A 3674-nucleotide genomic window follows, 5' to 3' on the forward strand; every position below is an offset into this window, starting at 1 on the left:
TATCACCCCTGACAGCGATAGTTGCACTTGGATTTATTTTTTTATATTCCTTGATCACAGGACCAACAAAGCTGACGACATTACGAGACGTATAGACATTGCCTGCACGAAGAACAGCTTTGATACAATCGCCCGTTAAGCCATCAAATAATACGAGTGGATGGTAACCGTTTGTTTGATAATGGGCATTGTAGTCTGTGCCATATTGATGACCACAGGTCGTGAAATTTGCCGAATCCAAATCAAAAACAAAATGCTCACTCGGCTGAATCGTTTGAATTCGTCGATTTAATTGTTGATTAACCTGTTGGAGTTGCTTCATCGTTTCTTGATCAAATTTTTGATTTAGGCGTGACAGCGTCGGTTGTGAAGCTAATCGTCTCTTATCCAGAATCGTGGTAAACATCGGTTCATATTTTAATTCATCCGCATGGTCATCTGTGTGATAACCGGAAATATGTTGATAAATTTTTTGAATGACGACATCAGGATTGGTATGTTCTCGGTGGTCTACAGGGTCTTTGACTTGAAGCATCTCTCGAATGGACTGGCCGAGTCCAATCTTTTCATCGAACTCTTTGTACAATAATAGCCCTGAGTCTGAGGTTAAATTCCCGCCGTCAAAATTAACTTTGATCATTTTGTTGAAATGAAGTGACTTTTCGATTACACTTTTCATTATGGAGCCCTCCTTGAATTGTGTTTGTTTAGACACTTATACAATATCAAAGATCGGGCTCCTTTTCACTTAATTAGTGAAAGATCGATTGTGTATTTTTAATTGATTTAACGCAGTTTCTTAGCGGCTTATGGTCGGGCTGTGAATAATCTAGGTTGAAGGCTCTCGTCAATTAGTTAAGGATCTAGAACATTTATCTGTCCCTGTCGTCTATCATGAGAAAAAAGGTGGACATGATTTTGGATTTTGGAATCAAATGCTTGAACCAGCAATTAAATGGGCATTGGAAGATGAAAAATAACAAACATAAAAATAGTTGTTTAGACCTATAAATCTAAATATTGTAGGGTGAAAGCTGGGAACTTATCGGGTTGTTGAATGTTAGCAATCCACTTACAATGTAGTCATAATAAGGATTTTTATCAAAAATTTTAAGGGGAGTGTCAATTATAGTGAATCAAAAAAATAATGAGCAACTAACTGAACCGATCGCAAAAAAGCCGCCTTACGGTAATCCACTTGTATCACATAAGTTTGGTGCTGATCCGTATGCGCTAGTGTATAACGATCGCGTATATTTATATGCGACAAATGATGAATTTGAATACGATGAAGAAGGTAACATTACGGAAAACAAGTACGGTAATATTAATACCTTGACGGTTATCTCTTCAGCGGACTTAGTAAACTGGACTGATCATGGAGTGATCAAAGTAGCGGGTCCAAATGGAGCAGCTAAATGGGCAGTAAACTCATGGGCACCCGCTATTGCTCACAAAGTGATAGACGGAAAAGATAAATTCTTTATTTATTTTGCCAATAACGGAAGTAATATTGGTGTTGTTACGAGTGATTCACCACTGGGACCATGGGTTGATCCAATCAACAAACCGATTATTTCTAGAGATTTACCAGGCGTCCAAGGTGTACCTTGGTTATTTGATCCAGCCGTATTAGTCGATGATGATGGAACGGGTTACTTATACTTTGGTGGAGGTGTTCCTGAAGGTGAGTTTGAGATGCCAAACACGGCACGTTCGATGCAACTTGGCGATGATATGATCAGTGTTGTCGGGGAAGCAAAGCCGATTCCAGCACCATTCATGTTTGAAAGTGGTGGAATCAATAAGCGAGACGGCCTATATTATTACTCATATTGTTCAAACTTTTTCACAGGTGAACGACCAGAAGGAGCACCAGCAGCAGGTGAAATCGCATATTTAATAAGTGAGAACCCAATGGGTCCATGGACATATCAAAAGTCATTTTTAAAGAATCCTGGTCATTTCTTCGATGTTTCAGGAAATAACCACCATGCCATGTTTAAGTTCAAAGATACATGGTACATTGCTTATCATGCACAAACGGTGTCGGCTGCAATGGGTGTATCAAACGGTTATCGCTCAACGCATTTAAATGAAGTTATATTCGGTGAAAATGGTGTAATTGAAGATATTAAAGCAGATATGCAAGGGGTTAAGAAGGTTAAGGACTTTAACCCATACGAAACGGTGTCAGCTGTAACAATGGCATGGCAGGCAGGCATAAATGTTAAAGAACTTGAAAATACCGATGCAAGTCAACCAAATCTAGTTTTAACAGACATTGAAAATGGAGATTGGATAGGCATTGCCTCAGCAGATTTTAGCGATGGTGCTTCAGAAGTCATTGTTAAAGTAGCGAGTGACGCGAATGATGGATCGATTGAAGTGCGTATAGACAGTCTAGACGGCGATATAATTAGCACCATTGATGTACCAAACACTGGTGGTTTAGATAATTGGGATCATGTATCAGCTTCTGTATCAGAAATAGAAGGTGTTCATGATATTTACTTTGTATTCAGAGGAGTCAATGATCAAACGCTATTTCAATTAGCCAGTTGGTCATTTAAGAAATAACAAGTTAAATTAAAAAAGAACTGTCATGAAGAAATAAAGGGTTCCACCTAGTCAACTTGACTATGGGTGGGGCCCTTTTTAGGTTTTAAAATCAAAAGGAATCTAAAAAAAGAACCTTAACATGATTACCATGCTAAGGTCAGATAAATGGGGTATTAAAGATTTGAAAAAATATATATAAATCAAAAATATGATTTCATTAGATTGAATGTTGTTGATTGACTACTTCTTCACTTGAAGTTTCTCTGTAAACAGAGGCACTCACACCAGTATGTGATTTAAATTTTTTGTAAAACCAATCCAAATCCGTATAGCCAACTTGATAAGCGATTTGGTAGATCTTCATATCTGTAAAACGAAGAAGGTATTTTGCTTTCTCCATACGTTGTTCAAGGAGGTATTGAATAAATGTCATCTTTTCTTGGCATTTAAACTTTTGGCCTAAATAAGAAGCATTATAATGCAATGTATCGGAAATTTCTTTCAGCGTAATATTCTCATGAATCGATTGCTCAACGTAATCTTTTACAATATCAATAATATTTGAAGCAGTCTTCGGTTGAGATTGATTTGTATTGTAGGTTAGAACCTTCGCTTTCTTTTCCTCGATAGATTCTTTTATCTTCATTATACTATCAACTAATTCTTCATTTGCTACTGGATTAGGTAGATAATCATTAACGCGCAAATTCATCGCTTGACGAACCAAGTTAAAATCTTTTTCTCCACCGATTAGAAGAATAGGATTTGCCGTTTGCTTTCTAATTTGCTCGCAAAATTTAAAACCGAATATGTCAAGGTGTGTAAGATTTAATAAATAGAGATCGTAAGATTTATCATTAATTAAGGAAAGACCATCAGCAATCGTCATCACAGCATCCTGAATAATAAAACCATAATATGCCCAATCAATTTTTCCTTTAATCTTATCTATTGATTGCTCATTAGAATCGATTAATAATATGTTATGCATAAAAATATGCCTCCTCATTTAGATATTACTTAAATTAATTAACTAGCTATCCTGCATTATTCATAACTTGATTTTTTATAGGTGATTTGCCCATTAAATTGCCAAAAGTGAATGCCAGTTA

3 protein-coding genes are annotated in these 3674 nt (G+C 36.5%); 1 reads left to right on the forward strand and 2 read right to left on the reverse strand.

Going from position 1 to position 3674, the window contains the following annotated elements:
* Positions 1 to 679, reverse strand: a 679-nt coding sequence (locus ABD814_RS07650; protein ID WP_344911899.1) for a transposase, incomplete at its 3' end; no start/stop codon positions are given.
* A gap of 452 nt (positions 680 to 1131) precedes the next feature.
* Here ABD814_RS07650 and ABD814_RS07655 point away from each other — a divergent pair.
* Entirely contained in the window at positions 1132 to 2580 is a 1449-nt protein-coding gene (locus ABD814_RS07655) for a glycoside hydrolase family 43 protein (RefSeq protein ID WP_344911901.1), read from the forward strand.
* A 199-nt stretch (positions 2581 to 2779) separates the two neighbouring features.
* Here ABD814_RS07655 and ABD814_RS07660 read toward each other — a convergent pair whose 3' ends face one another.
* Positions 2780 to 3553, reverse strand: coding sequence for a helix-turn-helix domain-containing protein (locus ABD814_RS07660; RefSeq protein ID WP_344911902.1), 774 nt, complete (start codon positions 3551 to 3553; stop codon positions 2780 to 2782).
* Positions 3554 to 3674: the final 121 nt, after the last annotated feature.

Source organism: Amphibacillus indicireducens, assembly GCF_039539605.1.
Taxonomy (GTDB): domain Bacteria; phylum Bacillota; class Bacilli; order Bacillales; family Amphibacillaceae; genus Amphibacillus; species Amphibacillus indicireducens.

Bases quoted from the DNA above. Each gene is read 5' to 3' on its own strand.
- ABD814_RS07660 (WP_344911902.1), bottom strand. From the start codon at position 3,553: ATGCATAACATATTATTAATCGATTCTAATGAGCAATCAATAGATAAG.